The 22435-nt window shown below is 59.3% G+C and carries 19 protein-coding genes and 1 pseudogene; 14 read left to right on the top strand and 6 right to left on the bottom strand.

The features are described 5' to 3' along the window. Positions 1–131 precede the first annotated feature (131 nt). From M2342_RS04960 to M2342_RS04970, 3 genes are all read right to left on the bottom strand, one after another. Positions 132–275, bottom strand: a complete 144-nt coding sequence (locus M2342_RS04960; protein ID WP_264578269.1) for a hypothetical protein — start codon at positions 273–275, stop codon at positions 132–134. Positions 276–416: 141 nt separating this feature from the next. Next, positions 417–1391, bottom strand: a complete 975-nt coding sequence (locus M2342_RS04965) for a hypothetical protein (RefSeq protein ID WP_264578270.1) — start codon at positions 1389–1391, stop codon at positions 417–419. A 96-nt stretch (positions 1392–1487) separates the two neighbouring features. Then, positions 1488–2036, bottom strand: a complete 549-nt coding sequence (locus M2342_RS04970; protein ID WP_264578271.1) for a TetR family transcriptional regulator — start codon at positions 2034–2036, stop codon at positions 1488–1490. 181 nt (positions 2037–2217) lie between these two features. Between M2342_RS04970 and M2342_RS04975 the strand changes: the two genes are divergently transcribed. The 5 genes from M2342_RS04975 to M2342_RS04995 all read left to right on the top strand — a co-directional run bounded on the left by M2342_RS04975 (position 2218) and on the right by M2342_RS04995 (position 9750). After that, a complete protein-coding gene (locus M2342_RS04975) occupies positions 2218–3417 on the top strand; it encodes a hypothetical protein (protein WP_264578272.1) in 1200 nt (399 codons plus the stop codon). A 303-nt stretch (positions 3418–3720) separates the two neighbouring features. Further along, complete coding sequence (locus tag M2342_RS04980) at positions 3721–6537, top strand: TonB-dependent receptor plug domain-containing protein (RefSeq protein WP_264579989.1); 2817 nt, start codon at positions 3721–3723, stop codon at positions 6535–6537. Between the two features lie 121 nt (positions 6538–6658). Further along, positions 6659–7513 carry a hypothetical protein gene (locus M2342_RS04985; RefSeq protein ID WP_264578273.1) on the top strand — a complete coding sequence of 285 codons (855 nt, stop codon included), beginning with the start codon at positions 6659–6661 and terminating at the stop codon, positions 7511–7513. 45 nt (positions 7514–7558) lie between these two features. Further along, a complete protein-coding gene (locus tag M2342_RS04990; RefSeq protein ID WP_264578274.1) occupies positions 7559–9289 on the top strand; it encodes a MoaF N-terminal domain-containing protein in 1731 nt (576 codons plus the stop codon). Then, positions 9286–9750 (top strand): hypothetical protein, encoded by a 465-nt coding sequence (locus M2342_RS04995; protein ID WP_264578275.1) that lies wholly within the window; start codon positions 9286–9288, stop codon positions 9748–9750. The genes M2342_RS04990 and M2342_RS04995 overlap by 4 nt, the downstream gene beginning before the upstream one ends. A 61-nt stretch (positions 9751–9811) precedes the next feature. Here the strand turns inward: M2342_RS04995 and M2342_RS05000 are convergent, their stop codons facing one another. Beyond that, a complete protein-coding gene (locus M2342_RS05000; RefSeq protein ID WP_264578276.1) occupies positions 9812–10687 on the bottom strand; it encodes a hypothetical protein in 876 nt (291 codons plus the stop codon). A 103-nt stretch (positions 10688–10790) separates the two neighbouring features. On the opposite strand from M2342_RS05000, the gene M2342_RS05005 reads away from it, so the two are divergent. The 8 genes and pseudogenes from M2342_RS05005 (at position 10791) to M2342_RS05040 (ending at position 18346) form a co-directional block, all read left to right on the top strand. Next, a complete protein-coding gene (locus M2342_RS05005) occupies positions 10791–11327 on the top strand; it encodes a MarR family winged helix-turn-helix transcriptional regulator (RefSeq protein ID WP_264578277.1) in 537 nt (178 codons plus the stop codon). Positions 11328–11382: 55 nt separating this feature from the next. Then, entirely contained in the window at positions 11383–12174 is a 792-nt protein-coding gene (locus M2342_RS05010; protein ID WP_264578278.1) for a molybdenum cofactor biosynthesis F family protein, read from the top strand. 584 nt (positions 12175–12758) lie between these two features. Beyond that, the gene (locus tag M2342_RS05015) at positions 12759–14420 is read left to right on the top strand and encodes a N,N-dimethylformamidase beta subunit family domain-containing protein (protein WP_264578279.1); all 1662 of its coding nucleotides are present in this window, start codon (positions 12759–12761) and stop codon (positions 14418–14420) included. Between the two features lie 163 nt (positions 14421–14583). Next, on the top strand, positions 14584–15192 hold the full coding sequence (locus M2342_RS05020; protein WP_264578280.1) for a nuclear transport factor 2 family protein: 609 nt from the start codon (positions 14584–14586) through the stop codon (positions 15190–15192). Between the two features lie 24 nt (positions 15193–15216). Then, complete coding sequence (locus M2342_RS05025) at positions 15217–16326, top strand: hypothetical protein (protein WP_264578281.1); 1110 nt, start codon at positions 15217–15219, stop codon at positions 16324–16326. Between the two features lie 128 nt (positions 16327–16454). Continuing rightward, a pseudogene (locus M2342_RS05030) lies at positions 16455–17622 on the top strand (IS3 family transposase). 101 nt (positions 17623–17723) lie between these two features. Next, positions 17724–18032, top strand: coding sequence for an SDR family NAD(P)-dependent oxidoreductase (locus tag M2342_RS05035; RefSeq protein WP_264578282.1), 309 nt, complete (start codon positions 17724–17726; stop codon positions 18030–18032). 47 nt (positions 18033–18079) lie between these two features. Then, positions 18080–18346, top strand: a complete 267-nt coding sequence (locus tag M2342_RS05040; RefSeq protein WP_264578283.1) for a hypothetical protein — start codon at positions 18080–18082, stop codon at positions 18344–18346. A 262-nt stretch (positions 18347–18608) separates the two neighbouring features. Here M2342_RS05040 and M2342_RS05045 read toward each other — a convergent pair whose 3' ends face one another. Beyond that, positions 18609–19736 (bottom strand): pyridoxal phosphate-dependent aminotransferase, encoded by a 1128-nt coding sequence (locus tag M2342_RS05045; protein WP_264578284.1) that lies wholly within the window; start codon positions 19734–19736, stop codon positions 18609–18611. A gap of 410 nt (positions 19737–20146) precedes the next feature. Here M2342_RS05045 and M2342_RS05050 point away from each other — a divergent pair, with 410 nt between their 5' ends. Beyond that, positions 20147–21313, top strand: coding sequence for a MalY/PatB family protein (locus M2342_RS05050; protein ID WP_264578285.1), 1167 nt, complete (start codon positions 20147–20149; stop codon positions 21311–21313). 28 nt (positions 21314–21341) lie between these two features. On the opposite strand, the gene M2342_RS05055 is transcribed toward M2342_RS05050, so the two are convergent. Further along, the gene (locus M2342_RS05055) at positions 21342–22274 is read right to left on the bottom strand and encodes a LysR family transcriptional regulator (protein ID WP_264578286.1); all 933 of its coding nucleotides are present in this window, start codon (positions 22272–22274) and stop codon (positions 21342–21344) included. Between the last annotated feature and the right edge of the window lie 161 nt (positions 22275–22435).

A 22435-nucleotide genomic window follows, 5' to 3' on the forward strand; every position in this document is an offset into this window, starting at 1 on the left:
AGCAGGGCGATGCAACGTCTAACTGCGGGTACTTTACAACGAGGCTTGTTCTCGCACGATAAATACTCTGGTCGCAGGCATGCTTGATCAAACCACGCGTGCCAAACGCCGCTGCGCCACACCGCATGAATTTATGCCACCACGACCGTGTGTCCGATTTCTGTGCGCCCCAATAAGATCTGCACGGCTCGCAGGTTGCCCGCCGCTTTTAAATGAGCGCTGCCTTGGTCCGCCGCATCGTAATGAGTGCCATAGGCGCGGCTATCAACATCCATGGTCGAGACCCACTTATCAACCAATCGGGCGTATTGGCGTATGCTCGGATGACCCAGATAATCAATCCGACTAGGAAAAGGAGATCACGCGTTGAGCCTCCAGATTATGCCGAGCCGATTTTTGGTTCCGCCTTTTAAGCCTTAGCGGACATCTTGGATATCATCAGACAACCCCTGCTCGTAGGTGCTCCATCCCGAGTTGATGCCATAGGGTGCACGGTGGAAAATCGCTTCGATCCGGCGGATCTGTCCATTTTCTATCCGGAAAAGCTCACCCAACTGCCACGTCCAGTTGAGCCGCTCATGATCGAAAAAGGCGAATGCGAACACGATCCCGCGTTCGCGATCAACCGCAACGAAGCGACGGTCGCGGACGCGCGAAACGATGTTCTTGAGCGCGGCTTCGAACTGATATTTGCACGTCATCCGCCCGCGCTTGCCGGTCGCCGGATCAAGCGCGTTGGCAAGCACATCCATGCCGTTTTCAAACCGGATGCAGTCATCCGTGAACGGGTAATAGCCCCTGCCGTCGTTACGCTGCAGCCCCGTGAAGTAGTAATTCGCGGTCCTGACTAATTCCTCGCGCGTTTGACGTTGAGCAACGGGGATCGGCGTTGTGAACAAGGGATGGGGCCGCCCCATCTTTTCAACGCCGACGCCCGTGGGAGGGATGTCGTTCCGACTGCTATTTGTGTCATCCGGGCGGGATGCGAGTTGCTCGATCTCGGTGATCCGATCGCCACGGATTTTCAAGCGCAGTGCAATGGCGACCACATCCTCCTTGCCATCGCGATTTTCGGCGCGAACCGTTCCCAGAAGCGCGACCTGCTGCGTTTCGATATCGGGGACGATGAATTTGTAAGTACCAAGCGCGCTCATCGAATGCCAAAGGCCCTCGTCGCCTAGCGGCAACTGAATGCCATTCTCGGTGAATTTTGCCTCCCGCGCGAAAAGCGTTGGGTCCACCTTGGCGTCACGCATAGCGACCAGATAGCGGTCTACCCACCCCTCTAAGCAAGTCCGATCGCAGGCGGGAGACGCGGGCTGCTGTGCGAATGTTGCCGTCCCGATCATCAGAACGCAGGCCCATACTACGGCTAATTTCATGCGATTCATCCAGCCTCTCCCACAAACCTATCACTGTTAGGTTTTGTTTATTCGGAGCGTGAGGAGGAGCGCAAGCAAAAGGTTTCGACAGGCAATGTCTCAGCTTTATGCGTCAGGATCCGGGAGGCCGCGAATAAGAGCTGACAGGCCGAAATGGAAAGCGTCGTCCGCCGCCGTGACTGCACGTCCGCGTTTTGCCGCGAGAGAAGCCTGCTCATCGATGGTCCAGCCAAGCGTGAAGCGATAGGCCGACATGCGAATGAATGTGGCCTGCGACGGGGTGAAGCCAACGTCAAACAGAGGTTGATATAATGTATGGATCAGTCGCTGCGAGCGTTCAGTACCGGTCGGACCTCCGCCAGCACACAGGATAGCACCATCCTGGCACGACAGCATGGCCTTCCTGGTGAGCGTGGAGATTGCCAATATCCAAGCGCGCCAACTTTCGCCTGGCAGGGGGGCTCGCCAACTGGGTGCAAGCAATTCCTCGGCGACATGGTCCAGCAGAACTCGTTTGCTCGCAAAATGATGGTAGAGCGTTGCCCCTTGGACATCGAGCCGTTTTGCGAGCGTACGCATACTCAGCCCATCCAGCCCGCTTTCGCGGAGCAGGTCGAAAGTCGCTGCGATAATTTGTTGTCTGTCGAGTGGCATCTCGCTGCTTTTCCTTACCAGTTAGGTCTTTGGCAAGCGGAGTTTCGTGGGTTGACATGCTCCCTATCACTGTTAGACTAACAGTGTTAGAATAATCAATATGCAGTATCGGGCGCTTAAGCCCTGCCAGTGGCATCGGGAGGGGTGAATGTCTCGACGAACGTGGGTCTGGCGAAGGGCGGTGGCCGCTTGGGCTTTGCAGTTGCCACCGCCGCCGCAGATCTTGAGGTCCGCCACACGGCGCGATCCCGATCATGGCAGTGAGCATGCCGATGAAGGTGTGGGGGTGAAGGTGAAGCAGGTAGTGCGCTCGGTGCCCAAACCGAAAACGCTATGTTCATTGCAATCAGGCCGTCATGCCGCGGGTGTTCTCCTGGCGAGGTCGGCACAGGCCGTCGGATTTCGCATTCCTGCTGCTCTCGCGGCTGTATGTCTGGCGGGCGCCGGTGCGGCGGCGACGGGCAATCCTGCATCTTATTCAGTTCCCGTCTCGTGCGATCGCGGTTGCCTCAAAGTGCTGCTCGATCAAACGCTCGACGCAATGGCAGCGAACGACATCAGCCAGCTCCCGCTCGCCAGCGATGTGAAGGCGACCGAGAATGGCGTGGAGCGCGCATTATGGGACGGGCTTTGGCGGACGGCCAACGCGCGCGGCCGCTATCGCATCACAGTCGTTGATGCTGAGGCCGGCCAGGCGGGCTTCGTAGGGACCATGATGGAGGACGGGCGGCCCGTTTATATCGCCCTCCGCATCGCCGTGCGCGAGCAGAAGATCGGCGAGATCGAAACAGTGGTCGCGCGCGGAGGAACGGCCGGTCCCTCTGTTACATCGCCTGGCGCGAAAATCGAGGAGATCGGCAGGCCTCGCCCGCAGTTCCAGCGCAATGTGGCGGAGCGTGAGCGCATGCCACGCGAAGAGCTCGTGCGTGTTGCAGATGCCTATTTTGCCAATCTCCAAGGAAGCACCGGTAAGACCAGTGCTCCTTTTGCAAAGGGCTGCGAGCGCATTGAGAATGGCGGACAGACCACAAATCTGAAGACGGTCAGGCCCGGCCGTGAGCGGTTTGATGCGCTGACATTGGGTTGCGAGGGTCAGCAGCTCAGTGGTTTCTATGCTTTTGTGACGGGCATCAGAAATCGACGCTATCCGATTGTGGATCGTGAGCGCCAGTTGGTGCTGAGTTTCTCTTATTGGGATCATACGGGTGCGGTGAAGGATCTGGTGCTGACCAATGGCCTCACCGTGCCCTCGCCCTTCCGCGCTCCTCTGACGTTTCAAGTGGCAGAGCTGTTTCAGATCGATGCGGGTAAGCATGATCAGATCGAGGCTGTCATCAACACGGTCCCTTACGGCATGCGTTCTGATGTCTGGGATAAATAACTTCACATCTTCCGGAGATCGTCCGCCGCAAGCCAGTTGACATAGTCATCAAATGATCGTCTCATATGGGACGGATACTGAATCATCGTATAGTGATTTTTGTGCGGATGAACCCGCGTTGCGAGGGTGACGAAAGCCCGCCCCGCCGTGAGCCATCCTCTAACTAAATTTGCGACATAAACATGGGACGGAGCGGGATGGCTCCAAAAAGGGGAGGTCTGAATGGCCATAGAATCACAGCGTTTGTTTCGTCACTCGATGTTGAGCTCTGCCGCGCTTTTCTCGACGGCGCTGGCCTGCGCCATGCCGTGCGCGGCCATTGCACAGGAAGCCACCGATCCCGCTGTTGGGGGCGGTAGCAATCCTGCCGTCGCTGGCGCATCGATCGAGGGCGGCAGTAATGACATCGTCGTCACGGGCTCGCGCGTGATCAGCGATGGCTTTTCCGCGCCCTCGCCGGTGACGGTCGTGGCGGCGCAGCAGCTCCTTACCAGCACACCCTCGACGATTGGCGAGGCTCTTAACAAGCTGCCGCAATTCGCCAACTCGGTGCGTCCGACGACCTCGCAATTTGCGCCTGAGAGCGGCGCGGCGACCCAGCTCAACCTGCGCTCGCTGGGCGCACAGCGCAGTCTGATCCTGCTGGACGGACGCCGTGTGACGCCGAGCACGTCCGATGGCATCGTCGACGTGTCGATCTTGCCGGAAGAGCTGGTGCAGCGCGTGGACATCGTCACTGGCGGTGCCTCTGCTGCTTACGGATCGGACGCGGTGGCCGGCGTCGTCAACTTCGTGCTCGATACGAGGTTCAAGGGTGTCAAGGCTGCGGCGCAGTCGGGCATCACGCAGCGCGGGGACAATGATACGAAAAAAATCTCGCTGACGGTTGGCACCAGTGTCGGCGAGCGGCTGCATGTTGTCGCGAGCGGCAGCTACTTCACGCAATCTGGCGTGAGCGACTATCGCGATCGCGACTGGTTCCAGTCCTGCGCGCCGCTGGTGCTCGCGGGGCAGACGCCGCTGCGCGTGCGCACCTGCAACCTCAAAACACCGCTCGAGGCGGATGGCGGCCTGATCGTGTCCGGCCCCTTGCGCGGCATCCAATTCGGTCCTGGCGGCGTACCGCAGCCATTCATCTTCGGAAACCCGCTCACGTCCAGCCAAATGGTCGGCGGCAGCGGCGAAGATCAGGGGCTCGACTTTACGCCGGTCGCAGCGATTGAACGAAAGACCGCCTATGGCCATGTGCTCTACGAAGCCAGCGATTCAATCGATCTCTATGCCGACGCGCTCTACGGCAACAGCCTCGCCAAGTTCGGCGGCACGTTGATGGGCTTTTACGGCAACACGGCGCTCACCATTTATCGCGACAATGCCTTCCTTCCGCCATCTGTCGCCGCGCAGATGGATGCGGCGGGCATCACCCAATTCACGCTGGGCCATACCATGCGCCAGACCGGCCTGTTGAGGAACCAGGGCGAGAGCGAAACGCTCCGCTTTTCCGCTGGCTTCAAGGCGAAGCTCGGTGGGGGCTGGAGCCTCGACGGTCATTATGGCTACGGCACCAACCTCCAGACAATCCGCGCGGAAGGCAATCTGACGATCGAACGCGTGTTTGATGCGGTCGATGCGGTTCGCGACCCGGTGACAGGCAACATCGTTTGCAATCGCTCGCTGACGGTGCCAGCCGTGCAGGGCTGCGTGCCGTTCAATGTGTTCGGCCCAGACGCTGCGTCGCAGGCCGCTATCGACTATATCCGATCCAGCCCTTATGGGGGCACCGGATCGCGGACCTTTGAGCGCACCAAACAGCATGTGGCTGAAATCGTCCTGAGCGGTGCGCCCTTTGCGACTTGGGCCGGCGACGTCGCGATCGCCGTTGGCGGCGGCTACCGAAAGGAGTCGGTCAATCGGACTGTTGACCCGGGGTCGAACGGGCTCAAATTCCCCAATGGCCAGCCGCGCGGCGTGGCGAATACGCGTTATGCCACCAGCACATTCGGCGCCTACTTTCTTTCAAACCAGCGCCCGATTGTTGGCGGATATGATTTGTGGGAAGTCTTCGGCGAAGCGCTCATCCCGCTCGCCGATGGCGTGCCTTTTGCGCAGAAGCTGGACCTAAATCTTGCCGGTCGCCACACGAGCTACAGCACCAGCGGCGGCGTCAACACCTGGAAGGTCGGACTCAACTGGCAGCCGATCGACGATATTCGCTTCCGCGCCACCCGGTCGCGCGATATCCGCGCGCCTAACTTGCGCGAGCTGTTTTCGACATCCGCGGCGGGTGCATCGGCCGCAGTCGATCCATTCCGCAACAATGAAACACCGGTGGTAGTTAGCCAGGCAAATGGGTCGACCGCGCTCAAGCCAGAAGTGGCAGACACGCTCACCGTCGGCGGTGTGTTTACGCCTTCTTTCATCCCCGGACTCAACATATCGGCTGATTATTATACGGTGCAGATTGAAGATGCGATTGGGCAGCTTGGCGTCCAGAACATCATCGATCAATGCTTTCGAGGCGCCACAGCATTGTGCCCAAGGCTTGAACGCGCGCCCAATGGCGTTCTGTTCAGGGTTGATAATGGCTTCCTCAACATCAATCGTCTAAAAACCCGGGGCCTGGATATTGAAGGCAGCTACCGCACTGATCTGGGGAACGGTTCGCTTGGTCTCCGTGCCATTGCATCGCGCGTATTTGAACTTTCGACGCTCATCCCGGGGTCGACGGTCGTGAACCGCGCGGGTCAGGTGGGTATCGACGGCGGTGTGCCGGACTGGACCTTCAACATAAATGCCACGCTTAAATTCGGCGGTTTCACCGCGAGTGTGGATGAGCGAATTATCGGCGCTGGCACATATGACGCGACGTTCGTCGAAGGGGTCACCATCGATAATAACCATGTTCCGGCAATCACCTACACGGACCTGAGCCTAATCCAGGATATCACAACCGAGAGTGGCCGGAAGTTTCAGATTTTCGGCACAGTGAACAACCTGCTCGACCAGGATCCTCCGGGTAACGCCGGCAATTTCTTCGTGTTCGCTACGCGGCCCACGAATACCTTCCTTTACGACCAAATCGGTCGTTCCTTCACCGTCGGTGTGCGGGTGCAAATGTAGGTCGTTTGATTTTCTCTCTGGCGAGCGCGCAATTCGCGCTCGCCGTTTTTTTCCAAAATGCAGCCTGCGCAGCGGCAACATTGTGAGCAGGATAGACATGCTAAATCATGGAAGGGATGGAATGCTCAGAAAGGTAGCCAGTCTGGCGCTCGGATCTTGTATTGCTCTAACCGCCATGCCTGTGATGGCGCAGCAAAGCTGCTCTCGCGCGGCGCTTGAAGAAGCAACCCAATCCTATGTGGCGGCGCAGCAGGCCGGCAATCCGAGCCTGATCAAGCTGACTCCCGATGCCAAAATTCAGGAGCAGATGGAGCCCATCACGCTTGCCGCCGCACTGCTCAACAAACCGCAGAACATAGATTTCCATCGGGCGATCCATGACACCCAAGGCTGCGAAAGCTTCGTGGAAGTGATCATCACCGATCCGGCACACCCCTATGTGCTCGGCACGCGGATCAAGCTCGCGGGCGACCGGGTCAGCGAAATGGAAACACTTGTCACCGATGCTGACGACTGGCTCTTCAAAGCATCCAACACGCTAGTTTATTCACGCGCGGAGAATTGGGGCATGATCCCCGCGGCGAAGCAGGACAGTCGCGAGACGATCATTGCCGCAGCCGATGCGTATCTCAACCTATTCAACGACCCCACGGTCAAAGTGCCATGGGGCAGCCCGTGCGCGCGACTGGAAGGTGGCATCTATACGGCGAAAGGCGCGCCTGGCGTGGTGAGTAAGGATGATAGCTGCGCCGTTGGCGTTCCCAAGAACACGCCACTTGTAGACCGTCGCTACCTCGTCGATCGCGACCTCGGTTCGGTGGTTGTGTTACTCCGCTTTGGCAACAGCAGCCTGCCCGATAGCCACCTGTTCCGTGTTGAAGACGGCATGCTCCGCTATGTGCATACCATCACGGTCTGCAAGACGCTCAACTGCGGTTTCCCCGTCAAGCCTATCCCCAACCCGCCGCGAGGCTGAACAAGGGTGGCGTCCAGATAACAGTGACTGCAAGGGAGAATTCGGATGACGGGCACACCCTATCCCAAGGAACAATATAACCGCATCCCGTGGACTAAGCTCAGCGATGCCCAGATCCTGTCGGCGCTGCGGCCGGCGGCTGAGGTGGGGCCGACCAGCCATACCAAGAGGCCAGATCTGCTCGCGGGCAAGCAGTTGCGCATCGTTACCGACAAGGGGCTCACGCTCAGTTATCGTTTTTCGGGCGCAGATCGTCTGACGGTTGCGGAGAACGGTGCCAAGGCAGTGCCTGCAGGCTATGGGGCACTCGCGCTCGACGAGATTGTTGTATTCACGCACCTGATCCCAAATAGTGAGCGCGGTTATGCGGTGGTCATCGACCAAGGCACCAATCTTGCGACGGTGTTTGAAGTCTGGTTCGGCGGGTTTGTCGACAAGCGCGAGGTGATGCGCGAAATCTATCATGGTTATGTTGACATGGCGGGCCGCAGCCCGCCAGCCGCTCGCCACACCGCAACCAATCGCGTGGAAGGCAAGGCCTATCACTGGACGCAGGACAGTGGCATCGAGACGCTCGAATTCTATCCAAGCGCCGCCTATTCTCACTTCGTGGAACTCACACGCACGGGCGGCGAACTCGGATTTTGCGGACCGTCCGATTATATCCGAATGTCTGAAGAGGCCTATATTTACACACGTACCGAGTGCGAGTTCTCGGGGATTTTCACTCTATATGTGATGGACGTGAACCGGATTGAGCAGATCGGATTTCGCCTAGGCTTCGACCAGCGCGACAAGCTGGAATATTATATGTTCCGCGGCCAGGGCGAATGGCTCGGTCAGCTAGCCCAGTTTGAGAAATTCGGCGATACCAAAGGCAATGTCGTGCCGCCGGATGAGCCCGGTAAAGGGGCGCGCCGCGTGTATCGTCCGTTGCGCACATGGAAGACGCTCACCAAGGCACAGGTCGATGAAGCGGCGAAGACCAAGCTGGTGTTCGACAAGCCGAGCCAGATGGCAAAAAACGGCAATCCCCCTACGGACAAGCTGACGGGCAAGGCGCTTACCATTCGCTACGACAATGGCCCATCCATTGATTACCGCTTCGACGAAGCCGATCGTTTGCGATGGCGCTATGTGGGGGACAGTAACTGGATCACTGCCCGCTACAATGCTTGGGAATCTGCGCCGGGGTTGTATATCTTCGGCCATTTACTGGAAGGCGCACCGAACCACGACTGCCATTCGACTGTGATCGATCTTGATGCTGGGTTGGCAACCTGTTTCAACGGCTATGTCAACACACCCTATATTGCCAATGAGGCTGCCGCGCGAACGCTGTTCGGCACGGTTGAAGGGGAGGAGATCCAGCCGCCCAAGTTCAGGCGTCATGAGCGGACTAATGAATTGCTCGGTCGAGCGTTGACGTGGAATTATGCGCCTGGGCTCACGTCGATGCATCTTTACTCGACACCGCGCACCGTGTCTTGGATCATCTTCACCGATGAAAACGCAGGCGGCATGGAATGGAGCGGATCGGGTGATTTCGTGAAGATCCGCGATCAGATCTACTTTGCCCATTGGTTGGAAGAAGCGTGCAACGGGTCAATGGGCACCTTCCTGATCAACATGCGCACCATGCATGATGCCGGTATCGGCTATCATTGCGACGAGAAGGGGCTGAGCCTTGGCCCCATCGGCGCGCATTCGCGTCACGCCGGCAAGTTGGATCTCGACCGGTTCTACGCGCAAAAGACTAAGAGGAGCGTCGCATGACGACCGACACCACTTCATCACGCCGCTCATTTCTGAAAAGCGGCGCGTTTATCGCCATGCCACTCATCAGCGTGCCAACTGCCGCGCTGGCCGACGAGGGCGCTGCTATGCGGCTGGCGCAATTGGAAGACGAGGCGGCGGTGCGCACCGTACATGAGCGCTGGCTGCGTGATAACGCGGGTGGGGTAACGCACCTTGACGGCGCGAGCGCCGTCACTCCTGATCACGGTGGCGATCCCCTCGCGATCGAGATTGCAGGCGATGGCCGCAGTGCGATCGCCCGCCAGCCCTGTATCGTGGAGACTGCGTCGGTGCTGGAAGCAGATTGTACATTTGCGCAGATGGCGCTGGCGCAGGGCAATAGCTGCATGCGTAACATCGAGCGCCGCGTGCTGATCACGAATTTGGCTAAAAGTGATGATGGATGGGTTGTCACGAAGGCTCAGTTGGCTCAGGCATAAGGGAACCGCAAGCGCCCGGGTCAAGCCTTTTCGCAAGGCAGTCGGTCGAGGGCTGGGGTGTTCACCAGCCCGATCTCATGCCGTAGGGCACCATATTGAGCACGACTTCTATTTGCGCGATCTTGTGGCGCGTTAGTTTGAACAGTTCAAAGATCTGCCAGGAATAGGGCTGTCGCACGCTGATTGGCACGGTGCGACCGTCGGTCAGCTTCGCTTCGTGCACGGTTCCTGCATGATCGAGGAAGGGCAGGCTGGCCACAATGCCGCGTTCTGTGTCGATAACCGGGAAGCGTCGATCGCGCACCTGCGTCACGAACACGAAATAGCCAAGAGCGAACTGTTCTGACGGGCCGAGGCCATAAAAGGGTGGCGAGCCCTCCTTGTCGAATTCTGGCGCCTGCGTGGCATAAACGCCATTGTCGAGCCGACGGCAGCCGCTCTCAAATGGCGCAATGAAACGCCCATCGTTGCGCTCAAGCGTGCGGAAATAGGAATCGGCCAGAGCGACGAGCTCCTCTCGCGACATGCGGTCCTGCTCCGGAAGGACTTCCTTCCAGAGTGGGAGGGGCTTGCGCATGGCGGCCAACTTTTCTGGTCCGTCCTTGTAGAACAGGATGTCGGTGCGCGAGATCACCATTTCCGCCTCGGCAATTCGATCGCCGCTTAATGCAAGGCGAATTCCAGCGATCACAGGTCGGTCGTTTTCAAGCAGCACCGCCGTCATCCCAATGCCGCCCGTTTCGCGATCCACAACAATATGCTGATAGCCACCGGCGCCATTCGCGGTGCCCCACAACCCGTCGCCCAGCTTCAGCTCCTGCCCATTTTCTGTGAGCCGGAATTCCGGATGAAGAGATAAGTCGCCCGGGTCACGTGCAACCAGCGCATCAAGGTATCGTATGCCGAGCTGTTCAAGATCATCGCGGTCATAGGTCATGAAGCATTCTCCTCCCGGTAAACACTGATCGTCCCAAACGGGACCGTCAAGTCGTGTCGTCGTTGACCCCCCCTATGCGCATCGGCTAGCCGGCTCCCTGAGCATGAATATACGTGTTGCGATTGTAATTGAGGGCCGAACGGACTTGGGGCGAAGGATATCCACTGGGGCAATCGACCGTATTCCCGCCGAGCTTCGCCAGCGCGTGCTGGGGGAGGGCGGGGATTGGTTTGGGCTTCGCATGATCCTCATCGGCAATTATTATTCAGTGGAGGCCTTTGCAGCGCTTGCCCAACGCCATGGCTTGCTTCGCGACGAGTTCACAATTCTTGGCTATTTGTCTGACTATGGGGAGATGACCGCTAATGTGATCTGCGCGATGAGTGGTCGGCCGAAGAACAGTATCAGTCGCGGCGTGATCAAACTAACGGCCAACAAGCTCATCACCGCCAGACCGAGCGAAGAGGATCGCCGGTATATGGTTCTCGATGTGACCGACGAGGGCCGTGCGTTATACGTGCAGTCGATGAAGCTGTTCCGGGAGCGCGAAGAGGAGGTATTCGGCTTTTTGTCACCAAGCGACTTGGCTAAGCTGGACGATCTGCTGATGAAAATCCTAGCGCACTGGCACGCGCGCTGAGTTGACATGATCTCATTTGGGACTATTCCTGCCCCGGCCGGGGAGAGGAATTGTCATGTACCAAGTAGCACCGATCGATCCGGTCCCGCCAATGGTGCGCGACATGGACCTGAGCAAAAACCGCCAAGAATCGACAACAATGCTGGTCGGGCAGGACATCCAACTCAACTATGACGATGGCGCCGCCCTGATCCTCCGGTTCGGGACTGACACGGTGGCATCGGAGATCAGAGGAGCGGCAGAGATGCCCTCTGGGGACTGCCCCTATGATGCGGTGGAGGCTCGCCCGGGCACCTTTTTCGTTCATGTCGTGGATATCGACCGCAAACTCGGCCTGACCCATGTGATTGACCGCGAGCAGGGGCGTGCAATCACGGTCTGGGATCAATGGGTGGATGGTGAACCCGCAATTCGCCGCATGCTCCGTCCGGCGCGCATCGCGGGCAGCTCTATCGATTATGTGCCGATAATGGAAAGCCGCGAGCTGATCGGCAGGCGCGCTTATTGCCAATATAGCGAAGAAGCCGCGCTGGAACATGTGTACGTGAATTCGCGGGCGATCCTTTGGCAATGGCTGATGTTGCCAAACGATCCGCGTTTCGAGGTGCTGAGGACGGAGGTGGGGATTGAGGCCGTGAGTATGCGCAAGGTCGGCGATGAACTTTTCCTGCTCGCGCTGCACGATGGGGGCTCCATCGAACTGACACTGCTGATGGATTTCGCCCGAGGGCGGAATGTTGGCCAGTTATTTGGCGTGACAGAGCGCGGGATTGTCAGTCGTCCGGTTGGCGCCAAAGTCGTTCCGCTCGGTAGGATCGATTATCCGCAGGGATTTGAGCCCGGCTGATCCTGCTGACCTGTCATTCGGAGAGAGCAATGAACGAACTGCCGATCACCGGATATCTGAACCGCCTTTCGGCGCGACCCGGTGATCGGCTGGAGGCCCGGATCAGCGTTCAGCGCGGCGGACCTTATCAGGTGAGGCTGGTCCGGGTCATCTCGGCTGATCCTAACCCTGCCGGTCCAGGCTTGCAGTTTGAGGATTTGTCGTCCCTCTACCGGACGAAGCAGGTGGGACATCGCCAGCCTATCGATCTTGGCTCCTTTGCCGAAGCGCCGGGGCCTAGCATCATCAAGGATGCCGCTTGCTGGACAGCGCTCGTCATGCCCTCAATGGCGCAACCTCAGCCGCGTGTCGTGCTCCATCATGCGGGTGAGGCGGCCACGCTGACATTAAGCATCGGCGATGGGAAGGTTGTGGCGCGGCTGGACTCAGGGCAGGGGGTCTGCGTCGCTGAGGCTACGGGGCGGTTAAGGCAGGATCGCTGGCACCGCGTCTGGGCCAGTCTTGACGTCGCGTCGGGTCGGCTGCTCGTTGGCTTTCATACGCCTGCCCATCTTTATGAGCCAGCCCAGTGCGGTCGCAGTGAGGTGAGCGCGGTTGACGCGTTGATGCCCAACCGCGGCATTGTGCGGCTCGCGGCCGCCAGACCCGGCGCCCAGGATGAGAATTTCAACGGTAAGGTCGAAGATCCGGCTATCCTCGCCTCGTTCCGCGCAGACTGGCCCCGGCCCCTCGAAACCCTTAGGGAACTCGGCAATCGCTTGATCTGTGGCTGGGACCTTGGGACCGCGATCGATACGCAGCAGATTGCGAGCGTCGGCGGGCAAGACTGCAACGGGACGCTCTTCAATCTGCCCATGCGCGGCGTGGTCGGTGCGCGCTGGACGGGCGCCGAACAGAGCTGGCGACATGCCCCTGCTCATTATGCCGCGATCAAGTTCCACGAAGATGATCTGGGCGATTGCGGCTGGGGGCCAAGCTTCGAATTTGCGGTTCCCGAGGGGCTGAAGAGCGGATCTTATGCGCTCCACCTCAGCTGCGAGGATGGTGAGGATTGGTTGCCCTTTTATGTGCTGGCACCGCGCAATGGCCCGCATGCGAAGGTGGCTTTTCTCGCGCCGACCTTCACCTATCAGGCCTATGGCAATCATGCGATTGGCTGGACCGATGATGTGCTGCGGGCCCGCATGGTAGAATGGGGGGCCTATCCTCATACGCCTGATGACTTTCCGATTTATGGCCGCTGCACTTACAATCATCACCCAGACGGATCAGGTATTGCCTACGCTTCAAGAGCGCGGCCGATGCTGACGATGCGGCCAGGTTTCCTCACTTTCACGGACAGGGCCGAGGGCGGATCAGGTGTCCGCCATTACGCCTCGGATTCGCACCTGCTCGGCTGGCTGGAGGCACGGCAGATTGAGTTTGACGTTATTACGGACGAAGATCTCCATGAGGAAGGAGCCGCGCTGCTCGCGCAATATCGAGTGGTATTGACGGGCGGTCACCCCGAATATCATACCGCCGAAACGCTCGATGCCTTGCAAGCGCATGTGCTGCGAGGCGGGCGTCTCTGTTATCTCGGTGGCAATGGCTTTTATTGGCGGATCGGCCGAAACCCAGCCCTGCCATGGGCCATCGAAGTGCGTCGTGCTGAAAATGGCGTGCGCGCATGGGCTGCCGAGCCTGGCGAATATTATCATGCGCTCGATGGGAAATTCGGTGGCTTGTGGAAGCGCAACCGGCGCGATCCCCAGCAACTCGTTTTGACCGGCTTCTCAACGCAGGGTCGGTATGAATCCGCATGGTTCCGCCGCACCGAAGAGTCTCAGTATCCTGCAGTTTCGTGGATATTCGAGGGCTTGGACGACCAACTTTTCGGAGATTACGGCCTAAATTCCGGGGGCGCCGCCGGTTACGAACTTGATCGCGCTGACATGCGGCTCGGCACGCCGGACGGTGCGGTCGTCATCGCTCGGTCTGAAGGACTGCAGGCGGGCTTCCTGCCGCTCATGGAAGATATGCGCTTTCCTCCTCAAGCTCTTACTGGCGAGGACGCCGGGACACTTGTGCGGGGTGACATGACTTATTTCGTTACCGAATGCGGTGGGGCCGTGTTCGCCGCCTCTTCGATCAGTTTCAACGGCAGCCTGTGGCATGATGGCGCGTTCGGTGGCCCTGTCAGTCGCATTCTCGAGAACGTCGTTCGCCGCTTTTTACGAGATCCTAACGAGCCGCTCGCGGAGTGAATGCTGTCGATTGCACCTTAAATCCCGCGTGCCATTGCGCTCTCCAACCTGACAACATTTCCGCTCTCTCATCGGCAAAAGTTTTGCAATCTGGTCCCAAATGAGACTATAGTTCCTTATGGTGTCGCGAAGGAACGAGGCATCAAACAAAAGGAGAGCAGGGATGTTTCGAGCGGGGCGGTCGAGCAATTTGATGATCGCAGTAGCGATGCTTGGCAGTGCGGTCCTTTCCAGTGGGGCTCTTGCAAGCCCTGTAGATGATCGCGCGGAGATCGAGGATCTTCATGGCCGCTACCTATTTGCATTCGATTGGCATGACGCCACAAGCTATGCGGCCACCTTCGCCGAAGACGGCATTCTCGATTATGGTGCGGGCGAGATCAAAGGTCGCAAAGCGATCGCGGCATTTATCGAAGAAGGCCGTAAACGGGCTGCTGAAGCGCACGCAAAGGCGCCTGCCGGGGGGCGTCAGCAGGGAGGACGCCACATCATTTCAAATATTGTCATCAAACTCGACGGGAACAAGGCGCACGGGCTGGCTTACTGGACCCATATGACGAGCGGACCGACAGGCTATGGCACGGTCGATTTCTGGGGCCACTACGAAGACGAACTCGTCAAGGTTGATGGCCAGTGGCTTTATGCGCGGCGCCGCATCTACAATCAGGCAATCCCAGAATGGTCGGCCCAGGACGCCAACCCGGTTGTTACGTCCAGCGCCCCGCCACGCCAGCGCGCGACTCCTGCACAGAGCACGACGGCCAATCGATAAAAACCTCTATCGGAAGACACGATCATGAAAAGGATCACGATCATGCGCGCACGATCACTGAATTTGCGTGGAAGACGGGCGTGCGCGGGTCTCGTTGCAGCCTTGCTCTGCACGAGTGTTGCGCCCGCAGCCACACCCGCAACAGCAGCTGCGCCGTGCGAGCGCGCGTGCCTGGAAGGCTTTGTCGGTCGCTATCTCGATGCCGTTGCGGCAAATCAGCCCAGCGCCGTACCGATCTCGCCGAATGTTCGCTTCACCGAAAACGGCCAGCGTCTGTTAGTCGGAGACGGCTTGTGGAACACAATGAAAGCGCGCGGAAACTATAAGCTGTTCGTCACGGACGTTGCGGCCGGACAAGTTACATTCTTCGGGACTATCCAGGAGGATCATCGCGACGCCGCAAAGTTCAACGGGTCGTTCATTGCGCTGCGTCTGCTCGTGCGCGATCAGCAAATCACGGAGGTGGAACAGATCGTGTTCCGTCATCCGACCGAGACCGACAATGCGAGCTATAACCGGCTGGATGGCATGGCGATCCATCCCAAACTCGTAGAGGCGATTCCCCGGGCCGCGCGACTTTCGCGGGCTGAGTTAGTTACGCAGGCCAATAAATATTTCACTGGTCTCCAGAAGAATGACGGAAAGGGGGATTATCCGTTCACGCCTGATTGTCTGCGTCATGAAAATGGCAAACAAGCGACGCTCGCGCCAACGCCCGCTGGGGAACAGCGTCCCGACCCCGCCACGGCAACCGGTTATTCGGGCCAGTGGAGTTGCACGGAGCAATTCAAATCGGGGTTGATGGCGTTCGTCAACCGGATTCGCGACCGTCGCTTCGTCGCCGTTGATCCGGAACGGGGTCTCGTATTTGCCTTCGCTTTCTTCGATCATTCCGGTGGCGCGACGCGTACGTTTACCACTGCGAACGGACGAACGGTTACCGCAGGGCCCGTCCAGCCCCACACGTGGCAGATCGCTGAGATCTTCAAGATTGAGAAGAGTGGTTTGATTTCGAAGATCGACGCTTTGCTCGAACGCGCGCCTTATGGGTTGAATTCGGGCTGGAGCACTTGGGAGCAGGGAATGTCTGACCACGCGCGCGATGTGACGTTCGAAGTGCCGACGGGCATCTGAGAATAAGAGGGACAGAGGCGTTCGCTCGTTGCAACGGCCTTATTTGTAAGTCTTATAGCGCCATTGACCTGCCACGGGTAATTTCCTCCAGTTGCGATTAGAGTCCGGCCTAGACGAGGACGGACGAGATGAAGCGCAAGAGGTTTACGGAAGAGCAGATCATCGGTGTGTTGAAGGAGGCAGAGGCCGGCGTGAAGACCGGCGATCTGGCCCGTCGGCACGGCATATCCGAGGCGACGATCTACAACTGGAAGGCCAAGTACGGCGGCATGGAAGTATGCGGCGAAGCGGCTGCGCTCGCTTGAGGACGAGAACGCGAAGCTCAAGCGCCTTCTGGCGGATGCCATGCTGGACAACGCGGCGTTGAAGGACCTTCTCACAAAAAAATGGTGACGCCCGTCGCACAGCGGGAAGCGGTTGCTCATCTCCGGGATCATCACGGGATGAGCGAGCGGCGGGCGTGCCGCGTCATCGATGTCGATCGCAAGAGCGTTCGCTACCAGTCCCGGCGGCCACCGGAGACGGAGTTGCGCGCCCGCTTGCGCGAGCTTGCCAACGAGCGCCGTCGGTTCGGCTATCGTCGGCTACACATCCTGCTGCGGCGGGAATGGAGAGCCTTCGGGGATCAACCGTGTCTACCGGCTCTATCGGGAAGAAGGGCTTGGCGTTCGCAAGCGTCGGGCACGGCGCAGGGCTGTCGGCACGCGGGCTCCGATCCTTGTCGAGGCTCGGCCGAATGCCCGTTGGAGTCTGGACTTCGTCCACGACCAGTTCGCCTGTGGCCGGCGGTTCCGGGTGCTCAACATCGTCGATGACGTGACCAGGGAGTGCCTTGCTGCGATCCCCGACACATCGATCTCGGGGCGCCGCGTCGCGCGCGAACTGACCGATATCATCGCTTGGCGTGGCAAGCCGGGGTTGATCGTCAGCGACAATGGGACCGAGTTCACCGCCAATGCGATCTTGGCCTGGTGCAAGGATCACGAGATCGAGTGGCACTACATCGCACCGGGCAAGCCGATGCAGAACGGCTACGTGGAATCCTTCAACGGACGGATGCGAGACGAGCTGTTGAACGAGACGCTGTTCCACGGCCTCGATCATGCCCGCGCCGTGATCCGCGAGTGGGCAGAGGATTACAACACCTGCCGTCCGCACTCCTCGATCGGATACCAGACCCCGGCCAACTACGCGGAAACGATTTTTGCAATGGGGGCAGGCATGCCTGCCCCCATTGCAAACAAGGAGCCGAAAGGCATACCCTCAACCGCCGCGGCTCTAATCAGAGCTGGATGAAAGTCCCGTGGCAGGTCACGTCACGTCAAAAACGTCGGGTGCTATAAAAATTATTATTAGATACGCTAAGGCAGCAGACGGGACGTGAGCCCCTAGGCGGCGTGGAGAAGGTCGGTGCGATCGACGTGCTCGTGAACAATGCCGGCTATGGCCATGAGGGTGTGCTGGAGGAATCGTCGATGGACGACCTCCAACGCCAGTTCGCCGCTAACGTCTTTGGACCGGTCGCAATGATCAAGGCGGTCCCTTCCGGAATGCGCGAGCGCCGTCGCGGCCATATCGTAAACGTCACATCGATGGGCGGCTTCATCACCATGCCGGGGATCACCTTCTACTGCGGCAGCAAGTTTGCGCTGGAGGGCATCTTCGAGGCACTTGGAAAGGAACGGCCGGGTTCGGCATCCGGGTGACGGCGCTGGCACCCGGGCAGTTTCGCACGGATTGGGCTGGCCGTTCGATGAATCGCAGGCCGCGCAGCATAGCCGACTATGACGCGGTGATGGACCCGATCCGCGCAGGGCGGCAGGCGAAGAGCGGCAATCAGCCGGGCGATCCCGCGAAGGCGACGCAGGCGCTGCTCGCCTTGGTGGAGGTCAAAAACCCACCTGTGCGGCTGTTCCTGGGCCCCGACGCGCTGGGGCTGGTCGAGCAGAAACTGGAAGCGATGAAGGCCGAGATGAGCGCCTGGGATACGCTCACGCGGTCAACCAGCTTCGTTGAGTGAACGGTCAGAGCGTCGGACACAAAGTCCATCGTACCAATCTCGTTTGTCTGACCTGCGTGCTGTCGAGGCCGAACGCAATGTGCTCGCTGGTCACTTTCACGTCTTTCTGCGAAACATTCAGCTTGCCCCGTTTCGATCTTCAAAAAACTCTATAATCAAAAAAACGTTTGCTACTGCACTATAAATGTCACTTCTTCATCATATTGAAATTAAATGAACAAATAAAATACAAAAGATACTAATTAAATAGCGGGTGAATCATTTAAAACATTAGTTCGATGATCTGCGGCAGCGCCTCGGCATAGCGTGAAACGTCGTGAAGATGACCGACGGAGACGCGGGAGTATTGCGCCCATTCGCCGAACGCGCCCCGGATGACGATGTTGCGTTCGCGCATGGCGCGGTCGAGGGCGTCGGCATCCGGGACTTTGACGAAGACGAAATTGGTCTGGCTGGGCAGGGCGGTCAAACCGGCGCGGGCGACGGCATCCAGGATCATTTCGCGCCCCTCGCGGATCGAGGCGAGGGATGCGGCGAGAAAAGCCTCGTCATTATAGCAGGCGATCGCGGCAGAGATGCCTGCGACGTTGCCGCCAAAACTTGTCATGTAGCTGCGGATGCGCGCGGCATTCTCTTCGCTGGTCAGCGCATAGCCGACGCGCAGCCCAGCCATGCCGTAGATTTTCGAGAAGGTCCGGGTGACGATCACATCTTCACCAGCGCGGACCAGATCGACCAGCGAGCTTTCCTCCGGCTGATCCGAGAGTTCGTTATAGGCTTCGTCCACCAGCAAGGTGGTGCCATTTTGAGAGACGGTGCGCGCGAAGGCGCGCAAGGCGGCGTTGTCCAGCGCCATGCCGGTCGGGTTGTTCGGGTTGACGAGGTGGACGAGCGAAACGTCTTCGCTGAGGTGGCCCGCCATGACCTCCAGGTCGAAATTCATGTCCGCCGCCAGCGGGACATAGATGCACGCGACGCCCTTGCGTTCCGCGAAGAGGATTGGCGCGTCCCAGAACAGGCTGGGGCAGATGATCGATCCCTTCTGCCCCCAGGCCAGTGCGGTTGCGCACAGGATTTCGGTCGATCCGGCGCCGAGCACGACCTGCGCGGGCGTCACGCCATGCCGCTCGGCGATCATCGAGGTGAGGTGGAAGACGCCCCGGTCGGCATAATAGCAGCCGGACCCGGCAGTTTCAGCGAGTGCCTTGAGCGCGCTGGGGGCGGGGCCGAACGGATTTTCATTCCCCACGAGCCGCGCCTGGCCGGGGAGCGGCCCAAACAGGCTGGCGACTGGCGCATCGCGATCGGTCTGCAGGAAAGGAACATTCACGGCCCCGCCTTGAACCAGGCCAGGTGCCCGGGCCGGCGCGCGCTTCTTGTCCTGCATCATCTCGATATCTCCTAAGGTCTTTATTGTGCGATGGGGGGCCGCTGATGGGGGCGGCCATCAGGCGCTAAGCTGGCGCAGAGGCGCGGCTGGGCGAAACCTGCCGCGCGCCCCTAAACAATGGCCTGAATTAGAAATTACGTTGATATTGAATGGTTTGATCGAAATCTTATTCGACGGGAATCTATGGCCCTGCCGGGGGACCGTCAAGAAAACGGCCATGAACCGGGCGCATAACCAATATCAGAATTCATCATTGGTGTTGGCCGAGGCAGCATCACAATTTGAGGTGGATTATACAGGCGATGGGCCGGCGTGATGTTTGCGCGGTTCATGCAAGCCTGCGCGCGTGTGACGGACGCTGAACGAAGCATCGTCATCCGCCGCGTACGGACAGTGGCTGAGGATGTACTGTGACTTTCATCGAAAAGACCGACCGCATTACCATTGACGATCTGCACCGCACCGGTGCGACGAAATGGGCGGTGCAGGACGATCTGATCGGCGCCTTTGTTGCGGAGATGGACTTCGGCATCGCGCCCGTGATCACCAAGGCGCTGCATGAGATCGTCGATCAGGGGGCCTTCGGATATCTGCCGACCCGGTTCACCGCCGAGTTGCGGGCAGCAACGGCGCAGATGCTTCAGTCGCGTCACGGCTGGACGGTCGAACCTGCCGATGTGCGCGTGGTGCCGGATGTCATCAAGGCGCTGGAGCTGTCGATCGAGCATCATTCGCGGGCCGGATCGAAAATCATCGTGCCGACCCCATCCTACATGCCCTTCCTCTCCATCCCGCCGATGATGGGACGCGAGGTCATCGAAGTGCCGATGCGGTGTGAAGACGGGCGCTATGCCCTGGACATGGCCGGCATCCAGGACGCGTTCGATCAGGGCGGCAACCTGCTGATCCTGTGCAACCCCTATAATCCCGTGGGCCGCGTGTTCAGCCGCGCGGAACTGGAAGCCGTTGCGGAGCTGGTCGAGCGCAATGGTGGCCGGGTGTTCTCCGATGAGATCTGGGCACCGCTGACCTATGCCGGCAACCGGCACTTGCCTTATGCCTCGGTCAACGAGGTTGCGGCGGGCCACACCATTACCGCGCTCTCCGCATCAAAGGCGTGGAACTTGCCGGGCCTGAAATGCGCGCAGGTGATCACGAGTAACGATGCGGATCGGGCGATCTGGAACAAGATCGGCTTTTTCGCGGCCCATGGCACGGCCAATCTGGGCGTCGTGGCCAATGCCGTGGCCTATCGGGAGGGCTTTCCCTGGCTGGAAGACGTAGTGGCCTATCTCGACCGGAACCGCAGGGCCATGGCGGACCTCGTCCACGATCTGCTGCCCGGCGTGCGCTACCATATACCAGAGGGCACCTATGTCGGCTGGCTGGACTTTCGCGGATCCGCTGTCGCCGAAAATCCAGGTGCCTTCTTCAAGGAGAAGGCCGGCGTTTACCTCACCGAGGGCGTGACGTGTGGCAAGGACTTCGCAGGGTTCGCCCGCTTCATTTTCGCCACGCCCCTACCCATCATGCAAGAGGCGATGGAACGGATGAGCAAGGCGATGAAGGCGCTGTGATTGCGGCCGCCGGGATGGGTCTTCAGCCTCACCCGCCCCGGTTCTTCGTCGCATCGTTGAACATGCCGAACATCGACTTGCGCAGCCATGAGACCAGCGGATCGTTGTTATAGCGGCGGTGCCAATATTGCAGCACCTCGATGGTGCCGGTGTCGAAATCCAGCTCCAATATCTTGATATCGTGGATCTTCTTCATGAAGGTGGCGAGCGATCTTGGGTAAAGCGCGATCAGCGTCTTGTCATTCGAGACGATGAAGGGCGTCGCGCTCGCATTGGGCGTGATGATCCGGGAGTTGCGGCGCAGGCCCCGACTGTCGAGCATATGATCAACCCGTGTCTTGGCGGCGGAGCGGATCTGATGGATGACATGATCGGCAGCGGCGTAATCCGCGATCGTCATCACGCCGTCATAGGGATAGTCGGTCGCGCAGATGACAACCATGTCGTCATCGTAGAGCTTCTGGCACATCAGATCGAGCGAGGGCGAGGCGATGAAGCCCACATAGAGATCGAGCTTGCCGTCCAGCAATTCCTGCTCGGCTTCATGGGCAAGGCTCATGACTGTCTGAATCTTGCAGCTCGGCGCCGTGTTGCGGACGAACTCGAGGAGCGTCGGCATCAGCATGATCTCGCCGACATCGCCGAGCGCAAGGTGCAGGGTCCGCTCGGCCAGTTCCGGCTGAAAGGATGCAGTCGAGAGCAGGATATTCCCTGCCGATTGAAGAATCTCGTTGATCGGCCCCGCCAGTTCCAGTGCTTTTGGGGTTGGCATCATGCGGTTGCGCGTCTTGACGAACAGCTCATCCCCCAGCAGGCGGCGCAACCGGGTGAGCGCGTGACTGGCCGAGCTTTGCGACATGGACAGCTCGTCGGCGGCGGCGCTGACGCTCTGATGCTCCAGTACAGCACCCAGCACGACCAGCAGGTTCAGATCGAAATTGCGAAGCTTGCCATATTCCATATCCGCTCCTTATTCCGTCGCAGTCGCTTGCGCGAGGCTTCAGCGTTATCGTCTTTGCCGGCAAAGGCCAGTGCCCACGATGCGACAGCCTCAGCCGCGCAAAGGGGATGTTCTTGTTTAGCCGATTGGACTGCTCATCGAAGGCCCGGTGCTATGCAGCA

It is taken from the genome of Sphingobium sp. B8D3A (assembly GCF_025961995.1).
In the GTDB taxonomy this organism is placed as follows: Bacteria; Pseudomonadota; Alphaproteobacteria; order Sphingomonadales; family Sphingomonadaceae; genus Sphingobium.